The sequence below is a fragment of the Bacteroidia bacterium genome (genome assembly GCA_041391665.1).
Lineage (GTDB): Bacteria > Bacteroidota > Bacteroidia > J057 > J057 > JAGQVA01.
The window spans coordinates 389978-414585 of record JAWKNO010000003.1; the positions used below are offsets into that span (position 1 = coordinate 389978).

Sequence of the window (24608 nt, forward strand, 5' to 3'; positions counted from 1 at the left end):
AGGATTTCTACCCAAATCAACTACTATGCGAAAACTACTGCTCTTCCTGGTCGGGATATACCCGGGCTGGACTACGCTTTCCGCTCAGACCATGATTCTCCACCCATCTATCGAAACGATGGGGGTGGAGGTTACCCTGCCGGCAGGCTATGACAATGATCGCTCCTCAAAATGTCTGATTTACTATAAACCCGCAGGCAGTGCACAGTGGCTGGAAGGATTACCCGCCGACCGCATCAATTTTGCCGGGCAGGACGAATTTCGCGGCAGCCTCTTTAATCTGGATGCAGCGACCCCTTACGAGGTGCAGGTTACCCTTCAGGATTCAATCCCTGTAATCAGCAGCCAGTCTCTGCCGGTGCAGACTATTTCCACCCGAAGTGAAATCACCATCACCCCCATGGGAAACATCAAATGGGTAAGCCCGGTAGGAACTGCAAATGCAGCTTATTCGCAAACAGACCCGGGGAATATTGCCGCACTGTTTGCCGAAGGGATTAGTTGTGGAACAACAATCATGGTTATGGACGGAATCTATGATGTCGAAGGATTGCAACTGACGATTTCGGAAAATTGCACAGAAAACACACCGATCATCCTCATGGCCGCTCCGGGCGCAAGACCCGTATTTGATGGCGCCTATCGCACCAAACTCGAATTTGCCCAGTTGCCGACAGATGCAAAAATGTTTTATGCCGAATTACCCATTGGCACAGGCTATACCAACCTGTGTATCGTGGATTCTGTCATGTTATACCCCTACCCCTCCGTCTCCCCCAACAACCTTGTGGGAAACTACAGCCTTTCTGCGCTTGACTTCAACTACGACGGTTTTGTCAGGGATCAAAGTCTGATATACATTAAAACCGCGGAAGGCACCAATCCCAACAATGTATCAGTCACGATCTCCAAAGGATTCAGGTTTTTGACGGTATATGGCGGCGGTAAAAATGCCTGGCTTCGCATCAAGGGACTTACCATTAAAAACTACTGCAATGCCTATGTAAACGGTGCGACAGTTTTTACTGCTATGGGACTCGACATCCGCGCTGCCAGTCAGATTGTCATTGACAGTTGCGTCTTTGCCTACAACAATACCCCTATGTATTTCACAGGCAAAAGCAATTTTCTCACCATACAGAACTGTAGATTTGAAGACCAGACCGGGCTATGGAGTCATGGGATGATCAAAAAAAGCGTCTCGGATCAGACCTTTTTTGTGCCTACTTCCCTGGGCAGACAACTCGAAAATGCAGCCATAGTCATTGCTCCCGGCTGGCCTACAGAAGGGATTATCATCAAAAACAACCATTTTTCAGGTATAAATAGCGGCATTATCAGTAACGGAGTAGCCAGCATTCCGAGTGAGGTAGATATTTATGAGAATACATTCGTCCAAAACTTTGATGCCATAGAAACAGACGGAGACTGGTGCAACCTGAGAGTATGGAAAAACCAGATTTCCCGCTGTCTGGCAGGTTTTTCAAATGCACCACCGGAGATCGGCCCCCGATATTTTTACAGGAATACAGTCTACGATATCATCAGCAGGCAGAACGTACAGAATGACCCTTATTATGTCGGCTGTGCGCCACCGACCACCTATTTTTCGCAGGGGCTGGGAATAAAAACCAATTTTGGCGGATCGATCAATCCCAACCCTTCAGCGATGTATTTTATTAACAATACTTTCCATACCGCTGATGCACTGGGTTTTATGATGTACCAGTGGGATTCTGAATGGAAGAAGCTGTACAGTATCAACAATATTTTTTATTCCTCCGGGGACAACCTGTTTTTTCAGACCAACGCGCTCAACAATCCAGACTACCAGTTTCGCTCAGACCATGACAATTATTATATCAATGGCAATAAACCCATCTGGACTTATAAAGAAGAGCACGGACAATACGACTGCCATTATATCCTGAAAACGATTGATCTTGATCCGGAAATATCTGCAATCACCGGCAGCCCGAAGGTATCGTTTAATATTTCGTACCAGAAAGATCCTGAATTTATCTCAGCAGCCAACGGCAACTTTAACCTGAAGCCTTATAGTCCGGTAATTGATGCGGGAGTAGCGGTGAAAGGCTTTTACGATTTTGAAGGCCCCAGGCCCGACCTGGGGGCGTGGGAGTATCCCTATGCAAGCAGCATTCATGCTGACCAGCAAAGAGTTTCACTGAATATTTACCCCAATCCCTCTGAAGGACCATTTTTTCTGGAGACAGAATATACGTTGGAGTCAGTACGTGTTTACAATTCGTTGGGGCAGGAAGTGCGTGTGATGACAGAAATTTTGCCCGGCAGACAGAAGGCCGAGATCACCGTCATGGATCAGGCAGGTGTGTTTTACATCGTGGCAGAAACCAGTAGTGGGCCCATTTCGGGGAAAGTTGTGGTAGTAGATAAATAATAGAGTGTTTATATTTATCATCTGAATAACCCCCTACACATATGCACGCAGGCAAAAATTTTTCACTCCAACAAGTCCTGATCTGGACGCGAAGAGATATCCTCCTTTTCACAATCATCGCAGCTTTTCCGACATTTCTTTACCAAATTCTGGGATGGAAATGGCTGTCTATCCCCTGGTTGCCGATTGCACTCATTGGTACAGCCGTGGCCTTTCTGATCGGCTTTAAAAACAACGCTTCTTACGACCGGCTTTGGGAAGCCCGGCAAATCTGGGGAGCGATCGTCAATTCCAGCCGCACGTGGGGCATTTTGGTAAAAGATTTTATTACCAACAGACACGCGACAATCCCGGTCGGAGACGAAGAGCTTCACCAACTGCACACCCAACTCATCTATCGCCATATTGCATGGCTTACCGCGCTGCGTTTTCAGTTGCGGCAACCCCGAACATGGGAACACCAGGAAAAAAACTACAACAAAGAATACAGAAAAAGATTCCCTGTTCCGGAATATGAAACCAGTTTTGAAGATGAACTCACCGCTTTTCTGCCCGAAACGGAAAAGCAGTCTGTACTAAAGAAAAAAAATACAGCTACCCAGATCATTGGGCTTCAGTCAGCGCATCTCCGAAAACTTTTAGACCAGGGATTAATCGAAGATTTCCGTCATATGGAGCTGGCAAACCTGCTTGCATCATTTTACGACCAGCAGGGAAAATGTGAAAGAATCAAAAACTTCCCCTACCCCCGCCAGTTTGCCACGGTAAACCTGTTTTTTGTGCGGCTATTTATTATCCTCGTTCCGTTGGGGATGTTACAGGAATTTGAAAAACTAGGAGAAAATTTCGTTTGGCTCACCATTCCTTTCAGCGTGCTGGTTTCATGGGTATTTAATACCATGGAAAAAATCGGGGAAGCCACCGAAAACCCCTTTGAAGGCGGAGCCAATGACATCCCCATGACTGCGCTGACACGCACGATAGAAATCGATCTGCGCGAGATGCTCGACGAGACCGAAATACCTCCGGCGCTTCAGCCTGTAAACAATATCCTGATGTAAACCTCAGATGGTAACTCTTGCTCCGGCCGCGGCAGAGCGGTATATGGCTTCCACCACTCTGATATCAGCGAGGCCTTCTTCGCCGGGTGCAATTACTTCCGTATTGTTTTTGATTGCCATTGCGTCGTCATCCATCTGGTGTGCCTGCTGATTGGGCAGGGTAGCGTTGAGGATAATCCCTTTGCTGGTCTGGCCTTTAATGCCACTGTATCCCTGAAAAGGCACAAGTTCGTACCAGCCTTTGGCGCAATCGACGTGCAATGTATTCATACTCATACCCAGACTGGTTTTGCAGTTGGCGATGGCTCCACTGGGAAATTCAAGCTGAAAGATCGTTGTCTCATCTACCTCGTGATAAATATCTTTGCGGGTATTTTCGTGTCGGGCCGTGACGGCAATGGGTTCTTCGCTGGTAGCGTAGCGGGCTGCGTTCAGCGGGTACACGCCCATATCGTACATAGAGCCGCCACCGAGTGCTTTGATCTGTTTCCAGTGACCGCTGCGCCCGTCAAAGTAACCCGCCTCGGCGACGAGTTTGATGATTTTCCCGTAGGATTTTTTCTTGCCATAGCCGATAATGGTCTGCGTATTGGGCTCGTGCTGAAGTCGGTAGCCGATGCTGAGTTTGACTTTATTTTTGTTGCATGCATCGATCATCGACTGGCATTTTTCCACAGAGATTTCCATCGGTTTTTCGCACCAGACGTGTTTGCCGGCATTGGCCGCGATGATTGCATATTTTGCATGGAGAGCCGGCGGTAAGACGATATAGACAATATCAATATCGGGGTTATTGGCCACCTCATGCATATTTTCGTAGTTGTAGATATTTTTGTCGGCGATGCCGTACTTTTCCTGCCAGACGGGGATTTTGTCAGGGCTGCCGGTTACGATGCCTTTCAGCTCGACTTGTTGGGTCATCTGAAGGGCAGGCGCAAGGATTGAAGTGCTGTAGTAACCCAATCCCACCAATGCTACCCCCAGCTTTTCTTTTTCATTTTTCCGGAGAATATGAGGAAAAGCTGAAGAAGCAGCCAATGTGCCGAGGGTAGCCATTCCGGCAGTTTTGATAAAAGTTCTTCGGTTTGTAAGAATTCTGTTCATGATAGTTATGTTTGAGGATACGGAATAAAGTTAACGAACGCCTTTGACTTTCATGTTCAGGGTGTACAGCGATTTGGATGCGGTGATAAAAAGTGTCTTTTGCTTCTTGCCACCAAAGCAGACATTTGCCGTCCACCTTTCGTCCACATCTATCTGAGCGATTTTTTCCCCTGCGGAACTAAACACACTTACCCCTTTGCCGGTCAGATATACATTGCCTTTATGGTCGATGGTCATCCCGTCGGAGCCGAGTTCGGTAAAGAGGGTTTTATCGGTCAGTGTTCCATCAGAATTGATAGTAAACGACCAGGTTTTGCCGGCGTTGATGTCGGCGACATAGAGTTTGTTTCCATCAGGTGTTCCGACGATTCCGTTGGGCCGCACAAAGTCAGTGGCAGCCACCACCAATTTTTGTCCGTCAGGGGAAAGATAATAGACATTTTCCGCCTCGATTTCCTTTTCGGTGCGATTCCAGTAAGGGCGTTTGTAGAAGGGGTCAGTAAAGTAAATGCCTCCTTTAGGATCTACCCAAAGATCATTGGGGCCGTTGAGTTTTTTTCCTTCAAAATCCTGGACCAGCACAGTTACCTGTTGGTCACCGGCAATTTTCCAGATTTGATTTTCAAGGTCGGCACAGGCGAGGAGGTTGCCATCATTGTCGAAATACAACCCGTTGGCTCTGCCGGCCTTTTCCATATAAACGGAGATTGTGCCGTCAACTGCCCGTTTGATGATGCGGTCGTTGGGCTGGTCGGTAAAATACACATTTCCCTGCGGATCAACTGCGGGGCCTTCGGTAAAGCTATAGTCAGTAGCTTCGCGGATAAGTGTTGCGCCTTTGGCGATGAGCTTGTTTTTGCCATCCTGTTGACCGTGGAGAGCAGAAAAACAGGCAAAAATGCTTATAAGTAAGACACATGTGGAGAGGAAAGGAGTTTTCATTCTGTTATGGATTAGATTTCACTGAAAATATAAAACCTTTTCCGTGAACATTTTCAATATTGATACGGGGATCGCCGGAGAGGTATTTTCTAAGTTTGGAGATAAACACGTCCATGCTTTTACGGTTAAAGTAATCAGATTTTCCCCAGATCGTGGTAAGAATTTCTTTGCGGTCGCAGAGCATTCCCTCATTTTTTACCAGAAACTGCAGGAGTTCGTTTTCACGGGTGGTGAGCCGGACGACCGTGTCGTCGAGGGTCAGTTCCTGGTTTTTGAAATGATACGCATAGTTGCCGAGCATAACCGGCTGGTCATCCTCGCGTGATGGTGGATGCTGCGCCTGCAAGCCGGTACGGCGAAGGATCAGTTTGATACGGAGCAGCAGTTCTTCCTCATCTACAGGTTTTTTGATATAATCTTCAGCACCGAGGGAAAGACCTTTGATCACATCGATTTTCATGGATCTGGCTGTGAGGAAGAGGAAAGGAAGTTGCGGTTTATTTTTTTTGATTTCAACGGCCAGGGTATAGCCATCCATTTCGGGCATCATGACATCGAGGATGCAGAGGTCGTAATGGTTTTGGAGAATAAGCTCAAAGCCTTTGCGGCCATTGTCGGCCCATTCTACAGTATAGTCTTTGATTTTGAGATATTCGGAAAGTAAATATCCCAGAGACGCATCATCTTCGATCAATAATATTTTTCCCTCCATAACAAAAACCTTTCCTCAGCAATATAAGGAAATGAAGGGGATGTTGGCTTTCCCTCCTCTAATCTTTTTCCTCACGATATGCCCTGATATTCCGCATCTGCCGGAAAGATTATCACCCCACCCTAAGCCAACCCCACCGCCACCGTAATCGTCGCTCCTTTGCCGGGCTATTTTTTATCTTTCTTAATATCCTTTAAAATTTTTTTCTCTGTACTTTCAATTCTTCGCTGAACTTTCTTTACATCTTCTGCAGCGGGGAGGTTCTCGGGATTGACCCCTCTCCTGAGTAAGATGCTGCGAACCTCTTTATTATTGTCAATATGTTCTTTTGGTATCCTGTCAGTACCACTTCCAATTCTGACCATTTTGGTGATCCCAACGAAATGGTCAGGGATAGACTCGCCAGAATTCTCGCATGATTTTGAAGCTTTATTCACCGTATTGAGGAAGTTTCTCCAATCTTTATACACCAGTATCTCCTGCATTTCCCTTGCGCTCCAGCATTCAAGGCCCTCCAAATCATAACAGGCTTCCTCAAATTTTTTAAATAATTCCGCTATTAATTCCTTCTTCATTTTTGTGCTTATAAATAAATTGTGTTCCCGAAATATTTTACAATCTAATCTACAAAAATTATTCAAAATACCCCACCGCCACCGTAATCGTCGTTCCTTTGCCGGGCTGGCTTTGTACGTCAATAGTGCCTTTGTGCGCACGAATGACATGTTTGACATAACTCAGTCCCAGGCCAAATCCCTTGACCTGATGGAGATTTTCTTTTTCTGGTACGCGGTAAAATTTGTCAAATATCTGGCCGATGACTTTTTCGTCCATACCTATGCCTTTGTCAGAGATGGAAATGACGAGTTTGTGCTTCTCATTTCTAACCTCAAAACTGATTTCCGGAGCGCTTCTGCTGTATTTGGTCGCATTATCCATGATATTATCCAGGGCATTGATAAAGTGGCTTTCATCTGCCATGATCCATTGGTTTTGTGTTTCAATTTTGGAGATAAATACACCTCCACTCATCTCGGTTTTTGTTTTCCACGTTTGGGCAAATTCTTCCATCAACGGCTGCATATCCGTTTTTTGAAGTTGGATTACCTGCTGGTTGTTTTCCAGAAATGCCAGGCTGAGCACTTTGTCTATATGCGTTTTTAATTTTTCGTTGTCTTTGCGGATCATACCCACAAGTTTGAGCAAATCGCCGTCGTTTGTTTTGGATTCCAATAGTTTAGTAGCCAGTCCAATCGAAAATACGGGGGTCTTTAGTTCGTGTGTGAGATTATTGATAAAATCGTGGGTTACGGAATTGATATTGCCCTGCCAATAGAGATTGCGGATCAGCCAGGCCGAACTGACGATAATCAATATGAGGAAAATGAATGAAGGAATGGTCAGTACATTTAATTGTCGCAGCAGGTAGAGCGAGGGTTGGGTGATCTGGATATGAAGGAAATAGTGGTTGTGTGAAAAGGCGCTCAAATAGCCGTCAATCGCAGTTTTGTAGGTAAATCGCTGATCATTGGATTTATAACCTGTGGAACGTAAAAATACCCGGTTATTGGCGTCTGTGAGTTGATATTCGAAGTCGGCTTTTATTCCATTGATATCGAGATAATAACGCAAATAGTCGCCCAAAAAATAAGTAGCTGCATCCCGGAGACTGTCAACCGAAAGGGTAAAGTAAGTTGTATCCGCCGCAATAGCCGAGTTGAGAAGATAGGTCAGGCTGTTTTCTGTCACCAGATCCTGCTCAAGCACGTGAAGGGTGGTAGCCATTTTTTCATCAAATCTGATTTCTGCAAGCGAAAGGCTAATCCGAAGCAGCCGGTATTGGAAGATACCCAGTCCGACCAGACTGGCAAAAAGAATAAAAACAATGATATTTCTCATGTTGAGACAGACATTAACTTTTCATTAGCCAATTTAAACAATCGTTAACCCAACTGCTCAAATTCATTGTTTAGGTTTGTCTAAAAATCAACAATGATCACAAAACTAACTACTCTGCTACTTATCCTCACTGCTTTTTCACTCCGAATGAGCGGACAGGGCTGTGTGGCTATTCGCCACTTTTCTTCCTGCAACGGCAACAATCTCCAATCCAACCTGCTTACCAAAGGTGACTGGACGGTCGGGATGAACTACCGATATTTTAAATCTTTCCGCCACTTCCGCGGTACACATGAGGAACCGGACCGGATTACCAACAATACGGAGGTCATCAATCACGCCAACTCCTGGGATTTTAACGTTGCTTATGGTATCTCCCCTCAATGGTTTGCTTCTGCGACGTTGCCCTTCGTCATCAATGCCCGTTCGTCGCTATATGAGCATGGACGTAATGAACGCCACAGTTCCTTTTCCCGCGGCATCGCCGATGCGCGACTGGGCCTCGGCTACTGGCTGATCAATCCTGAAAAACACGCTAAAGGAAACATTGCCCTTGGCGTGGGCGTCAAGCTGCCTACCGGCAACTACAATGCTTCGGATATATTCTATAACGTGGGGCCTGATGGCACGCCACAGGTTCGGCCAGTGGATCAGTCTATTCAGCCCGGCGACGGCGGATTTGGAATTACAGCCGACTTCCAGCTTTATCAGCAACTGGCAGGCGGACTGTTTATGTACGCAGGGGGATTTTACCTTTCAAATCCCCGCGAAACCAATGGTATCCGCACCTTCCGGGAGACATTAAGTTCAGTTCTTACCAATGAAGCAATCATGTCCGTCCCTGACCAGTTTGCCCTTCGCGCCGGATTGTTGTTTACCCCAACAGCACAACCCGTAGGCTTCTCGCTCGGTGCACGCTATGAAGGCGTGCCCGTGCGAGACCTGATCGGTGGAAGCGAAGGATTTCGCAGACCGGGAGAAGTGATTTCTGTTGACCCGGGCATTAGCTATATGAAAAACAACTGGTCAGTGAATGTAGGCGTTCCCGTCGCACTGTACCGCAACCGTCCGCAGAGTGTGACCGATCTCGAAACTGAGTTGGCGACAGGAACTCCCCGCAATGGTGACGCTGCATTTGCCGACTATCTGATCAACTTCAGCTTTACCGTCAGAATCAATAACAAACATAATAGTAGTAGCATTCCCGGACTGGATGAGCTTCATTAGTCCGGATACATTCCCCAATGCCCTACCCCCTCCCGGTGTAGGGCATTTTTGTTGCCATGACGGTCATAAAGAGGACGTTGGCGTCGAGGGGGAGGCTGGCCTATGGCATTTCTCCTGACGCTCTTAGTACTTCGATCCTTAGAGATTCTGTTATCCGGAAGTTCGTTTTGTCAATAACCAGGAAGATATCCTTCACAGATTGGATCACACCGTTTTCCTTCGCTTTGACCAATACCCCAAGTGATCCGATGATTTCTATTCTTAAGCCTTCTGCAACTTTACGGCCCTTTTTTTCATCAATAATCAACAAACTATCTTCAAACTCTAATGCTAATGCAATTGAACTGGCTTCTCCTTTCCCTAAATTTCCAATGAGTTCTAAATATTTTTCCTTATCTTTTACATCCATGATAGTCAACCAATCGGGTAGATCGCCAAATTCCTCAGCCACCTCCTGGGTTACTATTAATTCAGGAAAAGTCTTACGAAGAATTTCTAACTGATTAATCTTGTCGTAAAGAACCAGACAACTTGTGTCTGCGATGATTACTTTCATAACAACCTACAGCCTCAAGTCTCCAATTTTTCGAATATCTTCAGCGGTCTCTCCAAAAATAGATACGCCAAATTTTCCTACCTCTTCCAGAAATTGCCTTCTGCTTATTCCGGCAACTTCGGCGGCCTGACCGGAAGTCAAAATTCCCCGCTCAAATAAAGTAGCTGCAATGATCATTCTCACTTTGCTTAGTTCTGTTTCTTCCGGCAAGTTTATTGTAACTGACTTCATTTTTCGTTAATTAAATAGAATTTTGGAGCAGATGACGATAACTAAGATAACACTTTTCCCTGATTTTTCACATTTTTAAACCCATCGCCTACCCCCTCCCGACGTAGGGCATTTTTGTTGCCATGACAGTCATAAAGAGGACGTTGGCGTCGAGGGGGAGGCTGGCCATATAAACGACAGCCTTCACGACATTTTCTACATCCATCGTAGGCTCCACAGCGAGAGAACCGTCGGCTTGCGGCACACCCTTCGTCATGACATCCGTCATAGGGGTATGGGCGTTGCCAATATCGATCTGGCCGCAGGCGATATTGTATTTTCTCCCGTCGAGGGAGGCAGATTTGGTGAGGCCGGTAATGGCGTGTTTGGTTGCTGTGTAGGGCGCAGAATTTGGCCGCGGCATCTGCGCAGAAATGGAGCCATTGTTGATGATACGCCCGCCTTGCGGCTCCTGGTCTTTCATCATACGGAAAGCTGCTTGTGTGCAGAGAAATACGCCCGTGAGGTTGGTGTCCACCACGGACTTCCACTGGTCAAACGAAATGTCCTCCAGAAGGACACCCGGTGCTCCCACCCCGGCATTGTTGAACAACACATCCAGCCGGCCGAAAGTGGATCGGGTAACGGCAAACAGATGGTTTACCGATTCGGGATTTGTCACGTCTGTGGGCACAGCAAGTGCATGGGCGGCAGCATCGCCAGCTTCTGTAATTGTCTGTGCAAGCTTCTGCTCATTTCTTCCCGCAAGGACAACCTTGTATCCCTCTTTTAGCAGTCCCAGCGCAGTGTATTTTCCAATACCAGAACCAGCCCCGGTTACGATGGCTACTTTCATGGATTAAGTGTTCCAACAATGCGGTGTACCTGGCGCTTTATTTCAGCTTTACGGCTTTCAATTTGCCAGAGATCATATTTAATTTGAAGGTTAAGCCACATTTCCACCTCCGTATCAAAGGCTTCTGCAAGACGTACCGACATTTCAGGAGAAATACCTCGCCGCTTGTTGACAATTTCCGAAAGAGCTACCCGTGAAACACTAAGGTATTTGGCTGTTTGGGTAATGGAAAGTTCAAGCGGCTCCAGATATAAACCTTTCAAAACTTCACCTGGATGGGGGGGATTAAACATTCTTCCTAAACTCATATTTTTCTACTTAATGATAATCTATGATGTCAACGTCATACACGTTACCGTCTTGTTCTACCCTAAAAATAATTCTCCAGTTAGCGCTAATAGAAATTGCCAGATAGCCTTTCAAATTTCCAGTCAGTGCATGTGGCTTTCCAAATGGAATATTAATTCGCTCAGGCGTCTGGACAGAATCCAAAATGCCCATTATCAAACGTATCTTTGTAACATAAATGGCTGGAAGTCGGCTAGCATCACCTGTCTGCCAAAATTTGCGAAGCCCTTTATGTGCAATAGTAACAATCATACAGACGCAAATGTAATGCGTAACGTTACAAATATCAAGTAGGTTTCCGCCTCACTCCACAGCCTTCACTACATACGTCCATTTATATTCACTGGCTTTCAGCAGGAACTCTTCATGGGTGCGAGGGTTCCAGCTGTCGTCCCCGCCGAGTCCCATCTGCAAATGATCGATATTCAGGGTGATTTCGCCTGCATCTTCCAGTTCATAGGGGTGTTTGGCGGAAACGAGGTTTTCGAGTGAATAATGGTGTGCACTGAAGTTGATCGTCTCCCCTGCCGGTGCGCTAAACATCAATCCTTTTCCGCTGTTATCGGTAATTTTCACCCAACGCACTTCGCTTTTGTTGCCATTTTCCTGCGGGCGGCCATAATCGACATACTGATCTGCGACAGAACCGCCATATTGCCCGACCATAGCACTCCACTTCCGGTCAGAATAACTTTCCCAGGGACCTCTGCCATACCAGACCAGTTGGTCTTCGTTGTTGGGGAGTTTCCAGAATGTACCCACTTTGGGCAGGGGAGGCGTATTGCCTCCGGGGCGAAGTGTGGTGGTAATCTGCACAGAACCATCAGGCAGGAATGTCTGGTCCAGTTCGAAAGGGATTTCGCCTCCCTCACCGGTCAGGCGACCGCGTATCTGTACGCCGATTGAATGTTCTTCAGGTGTAGTTTTATTCACCTGGTCGATTACTGTCTTCAGGTTGTTGAGCCCAAAAGTCAGCCAGCCATGAGCAAAACTCTTATCTCCTCCACCTTCATCATTGTCAGTAGGTGCACGCCATACGTTGGGTAGCGGACCATTTTTGATCAGGCTATGGCCATTCTGCTCCCAACTGGTGATAAAGCCGGTATTTCGGTCTATCGTCCACTGAAAATCTTTGCCCGAAATAGTAAACTCATTCTGCGACTGCTCCCAAACCAGTCTGGGGAAAGCACCGAAGTCGAGCGAATTGAGCGAAGCCGTTGTTTTTACTGGAAAATGGAGCTGTTCCACGGCAAGTTCGTGCCCGGCATTTGCCCACATATTTTCTTCACGAAGTTTAAAGCGTACGTTCAGAAAGTATTCTGTCCGGCTATTTTCTGCAGACTGACCGGGAAGTGTATAAGGAATGGTAAACACCTGCTCTCCCTGTGGAGCAATGTTTAGTTCGCGAATTGTTCCGCTTTGGATAGATTTACCGTTTTCTATCAGTTCCCAGTACATTTCCAGAAAACCCAGTCCCTGGAAGTCGTAGGTATTTTTTACTTTGATTTTTCGGGCGTCCCGGTCAGCCCATGAAACCTTGACAAACTGCTGGATTTTTTTCACTTCCATCAGACCCGGGTGCGGCGCTCTGTCTGCACCTACCAGTCCGTTGAAGCAGAAATTTTTGTCGTTGGGTTTGTCGCCAAAATCTCCGCCATAGGCAAAAAACTCTTCTCCCTTTTCATTTTTTTTGATCAGGCCCTGATCTGCCCAGTCCCAGATAAAACCGCCCTGCATACGGGGGTGGCTTTCAAATATATTCCAGTAATGATCAAAATTGCCGGTACTATTGCCCATTGCGTGGGCGTATTCGCACAAAATCACGGGGCGGTCTGGATATTTTTCGGCCAGCGCCAGTGCCTCTTCGGCAGATGGATACATATTTGAGATAATATCAAACTCGGGAGCGGTCTGCTGATTGTACGGATCCCTGCCCTCATAGTGGATCGGACGGGTTTTGTCGATGGCTTTCATCGCATCTGCCATCGCAAAAAAGTTTTCACCAATGCTGGTTTCATTTCCCAATGACCAGGCAATGATGCTTGGGTGGTTTTTGTCGCGGTGTACCATAGACACGCCGCGGTCAATAAATGCGTCTTTCCAGGTTGGTTCTTTCGCCGGAGTTTTTCCCATATACCAGAGCATATGGCTTTCGATATTGGCTTCATCAAATACATATAGCCCATACTCATCGCACAGTTCATACCATCTCGGCTGATTGGGATAATGGGAAGTGCGCACAGCATTGATGTTGTTTTGTTTCATCAGGCGAATGTCCTGAACCATTCCCTCTTCCGTAACTGCCCGGCCAAAGCGGGAATCGGTTTCATGGCGGTTGACGCCTTTGATATAGATGGGTTTTTCATTGACCAGCAGTTGCCCGTTTTTGATTTCCACTTTTCGGAAACCAACTTTCTGACTCACAGCCTCTATGGCCATACCGTTTTTGTCGAGCAGTTGAATGGAAAGCGTATAGAGATAGGGAATCTCAGCGCTCCATAGTTCGGGATTGGTAATCGGCCATCCAAAAGAAACATTGTCTTCGGAATAACCCGAAAAAGCATTGAGCGCAGGAATCACCGCACCAAATACAGCGTTATTTTCCGCATCGTAAAGGTTAATTTCCAATTGCAGTTTTTTCGCTTTTTTCTTTCCGGTATTGGCGATGGTAGTGTTCAGTGAAATGGCTGCGTTCTCCATTGTAGCGCCAAAAGTGGTTTCCACTTTAAAGTCGCGGATATGCACCTGAGGATGGGCGTAGAGCACCACTTCCCGGAAAATACCACTCAGTCGCCAGAAGTCCTGATCTTCAAGATAACTACCATCTGACCAACGGATTACCTCAACTGCGAGAGAATTTTGTCCGGGTTTTACCAATTCTGTAATATCAAACTCTGCCGGCGTCATGCTTCCTTCGCTGTAGCCAACCTCCTTACCATTTACCCAGACATAACAGGCCGACTGTACACCAGCAAAATGCAGGAGCACCTGCATATCGGCCCAGTCAGCAGGGATTTCAAATGACCGGCGGTAAAAACCGGTTTCATTTTTATCGGAAGGCACTGTGGGGGGAGTTGCAGGAAAAGGATGGATAATATTGGTGTAAATCGGCTGGCCATACCCCTGTGTCTGCCAGTTGGAGGGAACGGCTATTTCATCCCAGCCAGAATCGTTAAAGTTGGCAGAAGCGTATTCGGGCAACACATCTGCTGGTTTTTCGAGGAAAAGAAATTTCCAGTTACCATTCAGAGAACGAAACCAGGGGCTCTTTGACCGGTCAAAGGAAAGCGCCTTTACCACATCGGGATACGGCGTAAATGTAGCGTGGGCGGCAGTTTTATTGCGGCCAATAACGGTTTCTGTCTGCCATTCAGGCGTCTGAGCATATACCACCGCGCCAATAATGAGGAGAAAAAATAAAACGATGTATTTCATAATAATTAGTTCTGAGTTCTGACTTTCATTTTTCAATATTCATACTCAACTCTTTGTGCAGGGAAGCGGTGATCTCATATCGTGAAATGGCTGCAAACGAGATGATAATCAACCCCATAGGTACAAGTGTTAGCAGCACTTTTATCCCTGTCAAAACAATTTCGGACTGAAGGGTATTGGGCACATAACCAAGGTTTGCCAGAACAAACCCCGTAGCTGCACCGCCCAATCCAAGTCCAAGTTTAAAACAAAATCCATAAATACCATAACTTAAACCTGTAGTTCTCAGGCCGGTTTTCCATTGTCCGTATTCAACAGTATCGGGCAACATGGCCCAGCTGGTAAATGCCGCAGCGCCATTCCCAATTCCCTGGAAAGTAAGTAACACATACAACCATATATTTTGCCCGGGGTGAATAAAAAACAAACCGGCAAATGCCACAAGGTAAAAACCTGCTCCGGTAAGAAATGTTCGTTTTTTCCCATACCGCTGCGCAAACCAGGTCCAGAGAGGAACGGTCACAGCCGTCGTTCCCATCATGATAAACAGCGCAACAGAAGTTTGGGAGGAATCGCCCCAATAGTAAGTAAAATAATAAGCGATGGTGGCCGAATATACACCCAGCGCAGCAAAACAACAACCGAAAGCCAGGCACAGCAGCCAGAAAGGGCGGTTTTTCCGTAGCGCTTCAAAGGCTTTGAAGAAAGGAATATTTGCGGCTGGCTGAAGCTGAATCCGCTCTTTCACCGAAAAAAAACCAGAAAGATTGGCCGCAAAAATAATCACAGAAAATAAAATAGCGGCATACAGATAGCCATATTTCCCCCCACCAAACATATTTACAGCCGGCAGCATCAACACACCGGCTACAATGCCTCCGGTCATGGCAAACGTCATACGATACCCGGTAAGGGATGATCGCTCGTGATAATCACTGGTAATCACAGCCGTAAGTGTGCTGTAAGGAATATTATAGAGGGTAAATGAAAGCCCAAAAAATATATAGGTTACAGCTGCATAGACGAGTTTTCCGGCAGGTGACAAATCAGGAGCGTAAAACAACAACACCATACTCGCCGCCATGGGCAGAGACGCAAATAACAGATAGGGCCGAAAAGTGCCCCAGCGGGTTTTGGTCTTTTGCGCAAAATACCCGATGATCGGGTCATTGATCCCGTCCCAGATGCGGGCCACCAGAAAAAGAACGGCGACAAACCCCGCATCAATCAAAAAAATATCGGTGTAAAAATGCAACAGGTAAATGCCCGTTGCCTGGAAAATAATATTCTGCCCAAAATCGGCAAACCCATATCCCAGGCGTGCACTTGTGGAAAGCTTTTCGCTCATGTTCGATCTTTGGTCGAAATTATACAATAATAGGTATATTACCTCAAATTCTGGCATTATGGAAAAACGAAGATCATTCCTCAAAAACATCGCCCTTACCGGCCTATTTGGCAGCTTTGGTAGCTTCGCCAGTGCAAAATCGCACGAAGAAACACTTCTGGAGCGCATTTCCGCGCCGCGCCCTGCATCTGGAAAATCTGTGATTGGCCTTACCGTAGCGCCGATTCCGCAGGTAAAGGTAGCGGTAGTCGGATTGGGTAACAGAGGAACCTTTCTCACTCAACTTGTCGACGCACTGTGCCCGGGCAAAGCGACGCTCACGGCCATTTGCGATGTGCGCAAGGAGCAGGTAGAAAAAACCCTCAAAAATCTGAAAGACAGCGGGCACGGGCAAAAACCTGCGGTTTACCACTCTGACCCTGAAGGCTGGAAAGAAATGATGCGCCGCGATGATATCGACCTGGTCATCATCGCAACGCCCTGGGACCTCCACGTGCCCATGTGTGTATATGGTATGCAAAATGGTAAACACGTAGCGACCGAGGTACCCGCCGCCTATACACTTGAAGGCTGCTGGCAACTGGTCGATACAGCAGAAGAAACCCAGCGCAATTGTATGATGCTGGAAAATGTCTGTTACGGAGATGAGGAACTCTGGCTGCTCAATATGGTCGCAGACGGCGTATTTGGTACCCTTACCTACGCAGAAGCAGCTTATATTCACGACCTGAAGGAAAGTCTGTTTAGTGAGGATGGGTATTACAACCAATGGAGAATCAGACACCACGTGGCCCACGATGGAAACCTCTACCCTACGCATGGCCTGGGGCCGGTGGCGCAATATATGGGGATTGATCGTGGCGACAGATTTGAAACGCTCGTGTCCATGAGCAGCAAACAGGCCTCGCTGAGTGAATACTCTCAGACTGTAGACAAAAAAAATGAATTCTACGGAAGAAAAGAGTTTGCCCACGGCGACATGAACAATGTCATGATCAAAACGGCCAACGGGCGCATGATTCTCGTACAGCACGATGTGGTTACGCCCAGACCCTACAATCGCATCAATCTCCTTTCCGGAACCAAAGGCTGCCACGAAGGTTACCCAAGCCGCCTGTCTCATATTGACCACGGTCACGGACACGAATGGATGGACGAAAAAACCTACAACCAGTACCGCGAAAAATACAAACACCCGATCTGGGACAAACTCAAAACCGAGATCGAAAAAAATGGCGGACACGGCGGCATGGACTTTCTCGAATTTTACCGGCTCATTGACTGCCTCAATCAGGGCCGCCCACTCGACATGGATGTGTATGATGCGGCTTCCTGGTCGGTAGTAACACCGCTGTCAGAGATTTCGGTTCAACTGGGAAATATTCCGGTCCGTTTTCCTGACTTTACCCGCGGTCGCTGGAAAGAAAACCGCACATTGGGCATGCTCAAGTATATCTGATCATTTATTCCCCAAACAAATTTATATCATGCATTTTTCTGAACGTATCATTTTAACTGTTCTGCTGGCAGGTGCAGGGGTTTATTCAGCTTTTGGGCAGAGTATGCTCTGTCAGGGCAATTACTGGACAGAATCCGAAGCAGCTGCCATTCATACCGAATTTGCGGCAACTTACCATAACCTCGAAGATTGGGAGCATCGGGCAGAAACCATCCGGCAGGGAATTCTGGAAGGGCTGGAACTTACCACCACACCCGAAAAAACACCGTTGAATACGGTTATTCACAGTAAAAAAGTGATGGATGGGTATTCGGTTGAAAATGTCTCTTTTGAGAGCCTGCCGGGCTTTTTTGTTACCGGAAATCTGTACCGCCCCACAGAAGGCGATGGCCCGTTTGCGGCTATACTTAGTACTCATGGTCACTGGAGTGATCCGGCCAACCACGGCCGGTATCGCGAAGACATGCAATACCGCTGCGCTACCCTTGCCAGAATGGGGGCCATCGTATTTGCCTATGACATGATCGGCTATGGGGATTCGGATCAATGTGACCACAAACATCCCAAAGCGCCCAAAATACAGACCTGGAACAGTATACGCGCCATTGATTTTATACTGACACAGGACGGTGTTGATCCCGGGCGAATCGGCATTACCGGTGCTTCCGGCGGCGGAACGCAGGCATTTATCCTTACCGCTTTAGATGACCGTATCGCAGTATCTGCACCGGTTGTGATGGTTTCTGCCCATTTTTTTGGAGGATGTGTCTGCGAAAGCGGAATGCCCATTCACAAAAGCGAACACCACCAGACCTCCAATGTGGAAATAGCCGCCTTAGCCGCCCCCAGACCTTTGCTGTTGGTTTCTGACGGTAAAGACTGGACGAAAAATGTGCCTGAAGTTGAGTATCCTTATATCCGGAATATTTATTCTTACTACAATCAGGAAGGGCGGGTACAATACACCCATTTACCCGACGAAGGACATGACTACGGCCCCAACAAACGGCAGGCTGCCTATCAGTTTCTCGTTCACTACCTCGACCTGATTCCCGGAAGGTGGCAGGCAGAAAAAGGCCTGATTACAGAGGCTGGCATTACCATTTTGCCCAAAGAAGATCTGAAGGTATTTACAGAGGACTTTCCCAGACCTGCCTATGCAGTTATCGGGAATGAAGCCGTGTCTGCACTTATTGACAGGTAAAAACATTGGGCAAGTGATTTCGATACCTTGTTGTTTCTATTTTTGATTACAAATTGATTACTTTCATCAAAACATCTGATTATGAGTGACAATATTAACACTACTACCCGCCGCAAGTTTATCTCCTCCACAGGAAAAGCAGTCGTCGGAAGTACCATCGCCTTAAATGTCGGGCTGGTAAACTCTGCTTTCGCACGAAGCAGCAAAACCCTTAAAGTGGGACTTATAGGTTGTGGTGGCAGAGGAACGGGCGCTGCCAGCCAGGCACTTTCTGCTGATGAGGATGTCGTTCTCGCCTTTATGGCCGACGTATTCCCTGACAGGATGGAAAAATCCTATCAGAATCTTCTGGAAGCCCATCCGGACAAAGTAAAAGTAAAAGACAACCACAAATTTTTTGGCTTTGATGCTTACCAGAAGCTGATTGATGCCGATGTCGATGTGGTAATTCTCGCTACACCACCTGCTTTCCGTCCCGATCACTTGCTCTATGCTGCGCAGAAGAAAAAACATATTTTCTGCGAAAAACCGATGGCAGTGGATATGCCCGGACTGAAAAAAGTATATGAAGCAGCACGCATTGCTAAAGAAAACCAGACCTCCCTGATGTCGGGATTCTGCTGGAGATATCATTATCCTAAACGCGCTGCTTTTGGCAAAGTGCAGGAAGGAGCCATTGGCGATGTAACTGCCATCTACAACACCTACTATGCCGATTATCTGTGGTCATATCCCCGTGAAACAGGCTGGAGCGATATGGAGTACAAAATGCGCAACTGGATCTACTACAACTGGTTGTCAGGAGATCATATTGCCGAACAGGCGGTACACAGTCTCGATATGATGGTATGGTCTATGGGAAATAAAATGCCGGTAAAAGCCATTGGTACCGGTGGGCGTCAACGCCGGGTAGAAGATATTTATGGAAATGTTTTTGACCATTTTGCTGTCGTATATGAATGGGAAAGCGGCGTAAAAGGTTTCCACTTCAGCCGCCAGCAAAAAGATACCCAGAGAAGCTACCATGTAGAGGTGATGGGTTCTGATGGTCGTCTGAATGTGGATTGTATCCGCCGCAAACATGAAATCATCGGTCACAATGCATGGGCTTACCGCGGTGAGGAAAATGATATGTACCAGACCGAACACGACGAACTGTTTGCCGCTATCCGCAAGGGCGAACCTGTCAACGACGGAGAATGGATGGCCAACAGCACCCTGCTCGCGCTTTGGGGAAGAACCGTTGCCTACACCGGACAGGAAATCACCCTCGAACAAATGATGGCCTCCACGGAGACCCTCGGACCGAAAATCGACGAGTACAACTGGGATCTGGCATGGAAATCGGCAGATGTAGCTAAACCCGGACTCACCAAGTTCTTCTAACGGATGGATCGCAAAACATTTATCAAATATACAGCCGGGGCAGCAGCAGGAATGTCGCTGATCCCCGGCGCTTTGGCAAATACAGCCCGACTATTTGCCGATGATCAACCGCTGATCAAAAAAAGCCTGAAGTTTGGCATGGTGGAGGAAAAATTGTCTGTGATGGACAAATTCAAACTCCTCAAAGATTTGGGTTTTCACGGGGTAGAACTAGACAGTCCCAACGATCTGGATCAAAAGGAAATCCTCAAAGCCCGCGATAAAACCGGGCTGGAGATTCCGGGAGTGGTCAACTCCATGCACTGGAAAATGCCGCTGGGCGATCCGGACCCAACCGTACGCGCAAAATGTGTGGACTCGATGAAAACCGCCCTTCGCGACTGCAAATTATATGGCGGCACGACGGTATTGCTGGTTCCGGCGGTGGTGAATGAAAAAGTCTCTTATGCCGATGCATACCAGCGTTCGCAGGAAGAGATCAGAAAGCTGTTGCCGGTGGCAGAAGAAACAGGGATCAAAATCGCGATCGAAAATGTGTGGAACAACTTCCTCATCAGCCCGCTGGAAGCGGCGCGATATATCGACGAATTTGAAAGCCCGATGATCGGATGGTATTTTGATGTAGGCAATATCGTGAGGTATGGCTGGCCTGAACACTGGATTCAGGCGTTGGGCCACCGGATTATGAAGGTGGACATCAAAGAATACAGCAGGGAAAAACAAAAAAATCAGGGCATCTGGGCAGGATTTAATGTCGAACTCACCGAAGGCGACTGCAACTGGCCTGCGGTCAACCAGGCACTTCGTGAGGTTGGTTACAAAGGCTGGGGATCAGCCGAAGTACCGGGCGGAGACCGCGAAAGACTTCAGCAGATCTCCGAGCTGATGGATAAGATATACGCCAGCGGGTGAACGTAACAGGGAGTTTCTGCGCAACTCATATGTTTGCAACTTAATGAAACTGGTCTTCGATCTGAGAGGTTAGGGTTCACGCAAAGTCCGCAAAGGAATCGAAAAGTAACGCAAAGGGTATTGTGACTTCCGCGTGACTTCCAGTCTGCTCTTGCAGATGCGTGGTCCTCTGCGTCCTCTGCGTGGCCTTTGCGGGAATCTGCGTCCCCCACATAATAAGGCTTGTCATAGACAAGAAAAATAAAGGGCAAACGCAGAGTGGAGTTTCACATCTGCAAGGGCAGACAGGAAGAAAGCGAAAAGACCTTTTTCAGTTCAACCCATTAACAATTAACCATTAACAATTAACCATTTTCCTCCCCTTCACTTGCCCCTGACAGAGATTCTTTGCAATTTCGCAGGTGAATGAAATCAAAGGATAAACTAGACCTTTTCCCCAGTGGAAAGTTGCAGGTTACGCTGCTGCGCCTGTGCCATCAGCTAATCGAAAATTACGGAGATTTTGATCAGACCGTCATTCTCGGCGCACAGCCCAGAGGGGTGTATTTGTCCCGGCGAATGCAGCAGATTTTGACAGAGCTGATGCCTGAGGTAAAAATTCCTTACGGCGAACTGGATGTAACATTCTTCCGGGATGACTTTCGCACCCGGGAAAATCCCCTGCAGCCCAATCGCACCCGTATCGACTTCCTGATTGAAAAAAAACGGGTGATCCTGATCGATGATGTGCTCTTTACCGGTCGCACAGTACGCGCTGCCATGGATGCCATGCTCGCTTATGGAAGACCGCTTTCGGTAGAACTGCTGGTGTTGGTAGATCGAAAACATGCCCGCGACCTACCGATTGAACCTTCGTACACAGGAATTAAAGTGGATACCATCGATACCCAGCGGGTGCTGGTTGAGTTGAAAGAAAGTGGAGGGGACGACGAAGTTTTTCTTATTTGACAATTCAGTAAAGACTAAATAACATCTACGGAATGGCCCTCAGCACCCGGCATTTAATCGGCATCAAGTATATCACCAGGGAAGATATGGAACAAATCTTCCAGACGGCAGATAATTTTAAGGAGGTGATCAACCGGCCGATCAAAAAAGTTCCCTCACTCAGGGATACGACGATTGCCAATCTTTTTTTTGAAAACTCCACCCGTACCCGTATTTCCTTCGAATTAGCCGAAAAAAGGCTTTCAGCCGATATTATTAATTTTTCGGCATCATCCAGTAGTGTGAAAAAAGGAGAAACGCTACTCGATACCGTCAATAATATCCTCGCCATGAAGGTGGATATGATCGTCATGCGCCACCCCTTACCCGGTGCCCCGGTTTTTCTCAGTAAACATATTCCGGCACAGATTATTAATGCCGGTGATGGCACCCACGAACATCCCACCCAGGCGCTGCTTGACTGCTTTTCGCTCAGGGAAAAATTTGGCGAATTCAAAGGACTGCGTGTAGCTATTGTAGGAGATATCACCCACAGCCGCGTGGCACTCTCAAATATATTCGCACTGAAAAAACTCGGAGCGGAAGTAACTGTCTGCGGACCACCGACCCTCATTCCCCGCCATATCGAAAGCCTTGGGGTAAAAGTCAGCTATGATCTGCGCGCCACACTCGAATGGTGTGATGCAGCCAATATGCTTCGCATTCAGCTGGAACGGCAGGACATCAAATATTTTCCCAGCCTGAGAGAATATTCACTTCAATATCAGCTGAATATGCCGCTGCTGGAAAGTATCGGCAAAAAACTCGTCATCATGCACCCCGGACCGATCAACCGCGGAGTGGAAATCACAAGCGAAGTCGCCGATTCTGACCAGGCTATTATTCTCGAACAAGTTCAAAATGGTGTGGCCGTTCGCATGGCTGTGCTCTATCTTCTTGCCGATGTCCGATAATTGCATACAACCTCCCCTCCCCAAAAAGCCACATTCATCAGTAATTAACAATTAACCATTGACCATTAACCATTGAAAAGAATAGACTGGCTTACATTTCGCTCGCTGGTAGGGCCTTTTATCATGAGTTTTGCGATCATCCTCTTTATCCTGGTGATCCAGTTTATGTCGCTGTACATGAACGAAATTTTTGGTAAAGGGCTGGGGGGAGAAATATTGCTCAAACTATTTTACTATGCAGGTGGACGGCTGGCAATTACCGCTATGCCTGTGGCGATTCTGGCAGCTGCCCTGATGACATTTGGAAGCATGGGCGAAAATAATGAACTGGCAGCCATGAAATCCTGCGGGATCAGTCTGCTTAAGATTATGCGGGCTTCGGTGGTATTTGCTATGTTGCTTACAGGAATCTCACTATGGTTTTCCCTCGATACCGTACCCCGCGCCAACCTCAAGTTTTTTAGTCTCCTTTATGATGTACAGCGCAAAAAGCCAAACGTTGCGATCCAGCCCGGATACTTTTACTCAGATATTGATGGCTATGTCATCCGCTGTTCCGACAAAAACAATGAGACAGGCACCCTGTATGATGTGCTGATCTATAACCATTCCGCCAACCGGGGCAATGTGGATGTCATTATTGCCGACTCGGCTATTTCAGGAATGGATGGCAATGTGATGAAGATGGTGCTTTATAAAGGAAGCCGCCATGAAGAATATAAAAACGAGTCAGGAGAACCCGAATCCTACCCATTGGGGCGAACTTATTTTGATTCACTCTATTACCGGTTTGACCTTTCAGGCTTTGATCTCGACAGAACGGATGAAAGCCAGTTTCGCCACCAGATCACCCTCCCCTACCGTCAACTCGTATCTGCATTAGACAGCCTTGTGGAAATTGACGAGTCTTATACAAAAAAATCATTCGAACAAATTGCCCGCTACAATTTTGTAGATACAGCCTTTCAGGAATACTACCGCGACACCACCCATGAAATCAAATACCAGATTACCGAGTCTATGAGCCTGGAGCCTGGCGAGGACATGGCATTTTGTTTTCCCCAAAATACCCCCAGCGACCTGTACAACCGCGCATTGGTAAGTATGCGGGCCGTCAAAAGTTATACAGAGTTTATGGTCAAAAAGAAAGAAGATCAGGATAAAATTGACCGCAACTATAACTACGAATTTCACCTTAGATATGCGCTCCCTTTTAACGGACTGCTGTTTATGTTTATCGGCATTGCGTTGGGAGCCATTATCCGGAAAGGAGGTCTGGGTTTTCCTTCGCTGATCTCCATCACGCTTTTTATGATCTTCTATATTCTGACAACCTACGGCAAAAAATTTGCAAAAGAGGGCGTACTTGAGCCCTGGGCAGGTGCCTGGTTGTCTGTACTCATTTTTACGCCAGTTGCCATTTACTTTACTTATCAGGCGACCACAGACTCCAAATTGCTGGATGAAAGTCTGCGAATGAGAATCCGCGACCAGATTCAGCATCTTTGGTACAGACTCCGCCAGAGTGTAAATAATTTTCGAAGATCTTCTACCCTGAAACCACCGCATACCGACGACTGAGGATCAAAATTTGATGATTGAAACTTTCTGCGGTACAAATTTTACGGG

General features: G+C 47.1%; 22 protein-coding genes and 1 pseudogene. 10 read left to right on the plus strand and 13 right to left on the minus strand.

Annotated features, from left to right (window positions below; genetic code table 11):
- The first annotated feature begins 25 nt into the window (after positions 1–25).
- Both R3D00_24365 and R3D00_24370 read left to right on the plus strand, forming a co-directional pair.
- Positions 26–2419 (plus strand): T9SS type A sorting domain-containing protein, encoded by a 2394-nt coding sequence (locus tag R3D00_24365; GenBank protein MEZ4776332.1) that lies wholly within the window; start codon positions 26–28, stop codon positions 2417–2419.
- Positions 2420–2460: 41 nt separating this feature from the next.
- Positions 2461–3480, plus strand: coding sequence for a bestrophin family ion channel (locus tag R3D00_24370; GenBank protein ID MEZ4776333.1), 1020 nt, complete (start codon positions 2461–2463; stop codon positions 3478–3480).
- 3 nt (positions 3481–3483) lie between these two features.
- On the opposite strand, the gene R3D00_24375 is transcribed toward R3D00_24370, so the two are convergent.
- The 5 genes from R3D00_24375 to R3D00_24395 all read right to left on the minus strand — a co-directional run bounded on the left by R3D00_24375 (position 3484) and on the right by R3D00_24395 (position 8137).
- Positions 3484–4584, minus strand: a complete 1101-nt coding sequence (locus R3D00_24375; GenBank protein MEZ4776334.1) for a Gfo/Idh/MocA family oxidoreductase — start codon at positions 4582–4584, stop codon at positions 3484–3486.
- A 30-nt stretch (positions 4585–4614) separates the two neighbouring features.
- On the minus strand, positions 4615–5526 hold the full coding sequence (locus R3D00_24380) for an SMP-30/gluconolactonase/LRE family protein (protein ID MEZ4776335.1): 912 nt from the start codon (positions 5524–5526) through the stop codon (positions 4615–4617).
- Positions 5527–5530: 4 nt separating this feature from the next.
- Positions 5531–6238 carry a response regulator transcription factor gene (locus R3D00_24385; GenBank protein ID MEZ4776336.1) on the minus strand — a complete coding sequence of 236 codons (708 nt, stop codon included), beginning with the start codon at positions 6236–6238 and terminating at the stop codon, positions 5531–5533.
- Positions 6239–6405: 167 nt separating this feature from the next.
- A complete protein-coding gene (locus tag R3D00_24390) occupies positions 6406–6813 on the minus strand; it encodes a hypothetical protein (protein ID MEZ4776337.1) in 408 nt (135 codons plus the stop codon).
- A gap of 58 nt (positions 6814–6871) precedes the next feature.
- On the minus strand, positions 6872–8137 hold the full coding sequence (locus R3D00_24395; GenBank protein MEZ4776338.1) for a HAMP domain-containing sensor histidine kinase: 1266 nt from the start codon (positions 8135–8137) through the stop codon (positions 6872–6874).
- Between the two features lie 93 nt (positions 8138–8230).
- On the opposite strand from R3D00_24395, the gene R3D00_24400 reads away from it, so the two are divergent.
- Entirely contained in the window at positions 8231–9364 is a 1134-nt protein-coding gene (locus R3D00_24400; GenBank protein MEZ4776339.1) for a hypothetical protein, read from the plus strand.
- 22 nt (positions 9365–9386) lie between these two features.
- On the opposite strand, the pseudogene R3D00_24405 reads toward R3D00_24400, so the two are convergent.
- From R3D00_24405 to R3D00_24440, 8 genes and pseudogenes are all read right to left on the minus strand, one after another.
- A pseudogene (locus R3D00_24405) lies at positions 9387–9464 on the minus strand (3-oxoacyl-ACP reductase).
- Positions 9465–9920, minus strand: coding sequence for a DUF3368 domain-containing protein (locus tag R3D00_24410; protein ID MEZ4776340.1), 456 nt, complete (start codon positions 9918–9920; stop codon positions 9465–9467).
- Positions 9921–9926: 6 nt separating this feature from the next.
- Positions 9927–10151 (minus strand): UPF0175 family protein, encoded by a 225-nt coding sequence (locus tag R3D00_24415; protein MEZ4776341.1) that lies wholly within the window; start codon positions 10149–10151, stop codon positions 9927–9929.
- A gap of 88 nt (positions 10152–10239) precedes the next feature.
- The gene (locus tag R3D00_24420) at positions 10240–10986 is read right to left on the minus strand and encodes an SDR family oxidoreductase (GenBank protein ID MEZ4776342.1); all 747 of its coding nucleotides are present in this window, start codon (positions 10984–10986) and stop codon (positions 10240–10242) included.
- Entirely contained in the window at positions 10983–11294 is a 312-nt protein-coding gene (locus R3D00_24425) for a HigA family addiction module antitoxin (protein ID MEZ4776343.1), read from the minus strand. Before R3D00_24425 ends, R3D00_24420 begins: the two co-directional genes overlap by 4 nt.
- A 10-nt stretch (positions 11295–11304) precedes the next feature.
- On the minus strand, positions 11305–11586 hold the full coding sequence (locus R3D00_24430) for a type II toxin-antitoxin system RelE/ParE family toxin (protein MEZ4776344.1): 282 nt from the start codon (positions 11584–11586) through the stop codon (positions 11305–11307).
- A gap of 51 nt (positions 11587–11637) precedes the next feature.
- Entirely contained in the window at positions 11638–14769 is a 3132-nt protein-coding gene (locus R3D00_24435) for a glycoside hydrolase family 2 TIM barrel-domain containing protein (protein ID MEZ4776345.1), read from the minus strand.
- A 25-nt stretch (positions 14770–14794) separates the two neighbouring features.
- A complete protein-coding gene (locus R3D00_24440) occupies positions 14795–16117 on the minus strand; it encodes an MFS transporter (GenBank protein MEZ4776346.1) in 1323 nt (440 codons plus the stop codon).
- 58 nt (positions 16118–16175) lie between these two features.
- Between R3D00_24440 and R3D00_24445 the strand changes: the two genes are divergently transcribed.
- The 7 genes from R3D00_24445 (at position 16176) to R3D00_24475 (ending at position 24560) form a co-directional block, all read left to right on the plus strand.
- A complete protein-coding gene (locus R3D00_24445; protein MEZ4776347.1) occupies positions 16176–17576 on the plus strand; it encodes a Gfo/Idh/MocA family oxidoreductase in 1401 nt (466 codons plus the stop codon).
- A 28-nt stretch (positions 17577–17604) separates the two neighbouring features.
- Positions 17605–18780 (plus strand): acetylxylan esterase, encoded by a 1176-nt coding sequence (locus tag R3D00_24450; GenBank protein MEZ4776348.1) that lies wholly within the window; start codon positions 17605–17607, stop codon positions 18778–18780.
- Between the two features lie 81 nt (positions 18781–18861).
- A complete protein-coding gene (locus tag R3D00_24455) occupies positions 18862–20166 on the plus strand; it encodes a Gfo/Idh/MocA family oxidoreductase (GenBank protein ID MEZ4776349.1) in 1305 nt (434 codons plus the stop codon).
- Positions 20167–20169: 3 nt separating this feature from the next.
- Positions 20170–21078 carry a sugar phosphate isomerase/epimerase family protein gene (locus R3D00_24460; protein MEZ4776350.1) on the plus strand — a complete coding sequence of 303 codons (909 nt, stop codon included), beginning with the start codon at positions 20170–20172 and terminating at the stop codon, positions 21076–21078.
- A 405-nt stretch (positions 21079–21483) separates the two neighbouring features.
- Positions 21484–22026 carry a bifunctional pyr operon transcriptional regulator/uracil phosphoribosyltransferase PyrR gene (gene pyrR, locus R3D00_24465; protein ID MEZ4776351.1) on the plus strand — a complete coding sequence of 181 codons (543 nt, stop codon included), beginning with the start codon at positions 21484–21486 and terminating at the stop codon, positions 22024–22026.
- Positions 22027–22058: 32 nt separating this feature from the next.
- On the plus strand, positions 22059–22979 hold the full coding sequence (locus R3D00_24470) for an aspartate carbamoyltransferase catalytic subunit (GenBank protein MEZ4776352.1): 921 nt from the start codon (positions 22059–22061) through the stop codon (positions 22977–22979).
- Positions 22980–23051: 72 nt separating this feature from the next.
- Complete coding sequence (locus R3D00_24475) at positions 23052–24560, plus strand: LptF/LptG family permease (GenBank protein MEZ4776353.1); 1509 nt, start codon at positions 23052–23054, stop codon at positions 24558–24560.
- Positions 24561–24608 lie beyond the last annotated feature (48 nt).

Bases quoted from the DNA above. Each gene is read 5' to 3' on its own strand.
- R3D00_24425 (MEZ4776343.1), bottom strand. From the start codon at position 11,294: ATGAGTTTAGGAAGAATGTTTAATCCCCCCCATCCAGGTGAAGTTTTG.
- R3D00_24445 (MEZ4776347.1), top strand. From the start codon at position 16,176: ATGGAAAAACGAAGATCATTCCTCAAAAACATCGCCCTTACCGGCCTA.
- R3D00_24400 (MEZ4776339.1), top strand. From the start codon at position 8,231: ATGATCACAAAACTAACTACTCTGCTACTTATCCTCACTGCTTTTTCA.
- R3D00_24375 (MEZ4776334.1), bottom strand. From the start codon at position 4,584: ATGAACAGAATTCTTACAAACCGAAGAACTTTTATCAAAACTGCCGGA.
- R3D00_24385 (MEZ4776336.1), bottom strand. From the start codon at position 6,238: ATGGAGGGAAAAATATTATTGATCGAAGATGATGCGTCTCTGGGATAT.
- R3D00_24410 (MEZ4776340.1), bottom strand. From the start codon at position 9,920: ATGAAAGTAATCATCGCAGACACAAGTTGTCTGGTTCTTTACGACAAG.
- R3D00_24420 (MEZ4776342.1), bottom strand. From the start codon at position 10,986: ATGAAAGTAGCCATCGTAACCGGGGCTGGTTCTGGTATTGGAAAATAC.
- R3D00_24430 (MEZ4776344.1), bottom strand. From the start codon at position 11,586: ATGATTGTTACTATTGCACATAAAGGGCTTCGCAAATTTTGGCAGACA.
- R3D00_24415 (MEZ4776341.1), bottom strand. From the start codon at position 10,151: ATGAAGTCAGTTACAATAAACTTGCCGGAAGAAACAGAACTAAGCAAA.
- R3D00_24460 (MEZ4776350.1), top strand. From the start codon at position 20,170: ATGGATCGCAAAACATTTATCAAATATACAGCCGGGGCAGCAGCAGGA.
- R3D00_24395 (MEZ4776338.1), bottom strand. From the start codon at position 8,137: ATGAGAAATATCATTGTTTTTATTCTTTTTGCCAGTCTGGTCGGACTG.
- R3D00_24380 (MEZ4776335.1), bottom strand. From the start codon at position 5,526: ATGAAAACTCCTTTCCTCTCCACATGTGTCTTACTTATAAGCATTTTT.
- R3D00_24450 (MEZ4776348.1), top strand. From the start codon at position 17,605: ATGCATTTTTCTGAACGTATCATTTTAACTGTTCTGCTGGCAGGTGCA.
- R3D00_24390 (MEZ4776337.1), bottom strand. From the start codon at position 6,813: ATGAAGAAGGAATTAATAGCGGAATTATTTAAAAAATTTGAGGAAGCC.
- R3D00_24470 (MEZ4776352.1), top strand. From the start codon at position 22,059: ATGGCCCTCAGCACCCGGCATTTAATCGGCATCAAGTATATCACCAGG.
- R3D00_24435 (MEZ4776345.1), bottom strand. From the start codon at position 14,769: ATGAAATACATCGTTTTATTTTTTCTCCTCATTATTGGCGCGGTGGTA.
- R3D00_24455 (MEZ4776349.1), top strand. From the start codon at position 18,862: ATGAGTGACAATATTAACACTACTACCCGCCGCAAGTTTATCTCCTCC.
- R3D00_24440 (MEZ4776346.1), bottom strand. From the start codon at position 16,117: ATGAGCGAAAAGCTTTCCACAAGTGCACGCCTGGGATATGGGTTTGCC.
- pyrR (MEZ4776351.1), top strand. From the start codon at position 21,484: ATGAAATCAAAGGATAAACTAGACCTTTTCCCCAGTGGAAAGTTGCAG.
- R3D00_24370 (MEZ4776333.1), top strand. From the start codon at position 2,461: ATGCACGCAGGCAAAAATTTTTCACTCCAACAAGTCCTGATCTGGACG.
- R3D00_24365 (MEZ4776332.1), top strand. From the start codon at position 26: ATGCGAAAACTACTGCTCTTCCTGGTCGGGATATACCCGGGCTGGACT.